This is a genomic window from Xanthomonas sp. SHU 166 (assembly GCF_000364685.1).
Taxonomy (GTDB): domain Bacteria; phylum Pseudomonadota; class Gammaproteobacteria; order Xanthomonadales; family Xanthomonadaceae; genus Xanthomonas_A; species Xanthomonas_A sontii.
In genome coordinates, this window is sequence record NZ_AQOJ01000338.1 from 1 (window position 1) to 1,185 (window position 1,185).

Below are 1,185 nucleotides of genomic sequence, written 5' to 3' on the forward strand. Positions count from 1 at the left end.
CGAGCGCGTCGGTGACGGTCTTGGTGTTGCCGTTGCCGTCGTAGCCGAAGTCGGTCGGATCGCCCTGCGCGGTGGCCTGCGTCGCGAGTTGGCCAAGCTGGTTGTACACCCGCGAGAGGGTGCGCTTGAGCGTGCCCGAGGCGTCCTTGGTGTCCTCCTTGGACCGGTTGCCGGCATTGTCCAGGGTGTAGTGGATGGTGTTGCCGGCGTTGTCGGCGATATCGGTCAGCCGATGCGCCGTGTCGTAGGTGAAGCGGGTGAAAGCGCCATCGGGTTGCGTCACCTGCTTGACCAGGCCGGTCGGCCAATAGTCGATCGCGGTGATGCGGTCATCGCTCTCGCTGCTGTCGTCGGACCCGCGCACCTTGCTGGCGGTCAGCCAGCCGCGCGGGTGATAGGTAAAGTCGGTGACCACGCCATTGGCGTCCTTCGCCGACAGCACGCGGCCGGCGCCGTCGTAGGCCAGGTACTCGGTGACCTGGCCAAGCGCGTTGGTCACCTTCCACAGGTCGCCCTTGCGGTGCGGACAGGTGGTCGGGGACGTGGCGCAGGTGCTGTCGTCGGTGGGGTAATACGTAAAGCTGGTGATGTCGTTGACGTCGGTGCGCGCGCCGTCGACCGTCTTGGGCAGGCCCAGGATCGGGCAGGTGCTGTCGGTCGCGGCTACGTCGGACGCTTCGCAGTAGCTGTAGGTGATAGTGCGCTGCTTGCCTGAAGCCGTGTCGCTGCTCGTCATCTGCACCGGCTGCAGGCGATCGTTATAGCTGTAGGACACGGTGCGCCCGCCGGTCTGCACCGACAGCAGGCGATTGCTGCCAGCCGCGGTGCGCGTCGTCGTGGTGCGCTCCTGCGGTTGCCCGATCGCCTCGCGCACGGTGTGGATGTTCACCGCAACACCGTTCTCAGTCGCTTCGGCGTAGCTGTGCTGAGTCTGGATACCACGGCGATCGGTGACGCTGCTGAGCCGGCGGCGGAAGTCGCTGGACTGGTCGTTGTAGCTGTACTGCAGCGTGCCGTCGGTCCTGGCGACGGTGGCGACCTTCGGCGAGGCACCACCCGCCTCGGTCATCGTGTAATCGTTGACATCGCCCAGCGCATCGGTGACGCGAGTACCGGCAGCCGAGTACGCCAGCGTGACGCCGTCGATACCGCCGGCGTGCTGGCTGGAGATCGCACGGCCGACCT

General features: G+C 66.5%; 1 pseudogene. It reads right to left on the minus strand.

The features are described from left to right. Positions 1-1,185, minus strand: a pseudogene (locus tag D180_RS24520) (RHS repeat protein); the annotation flags it as partial.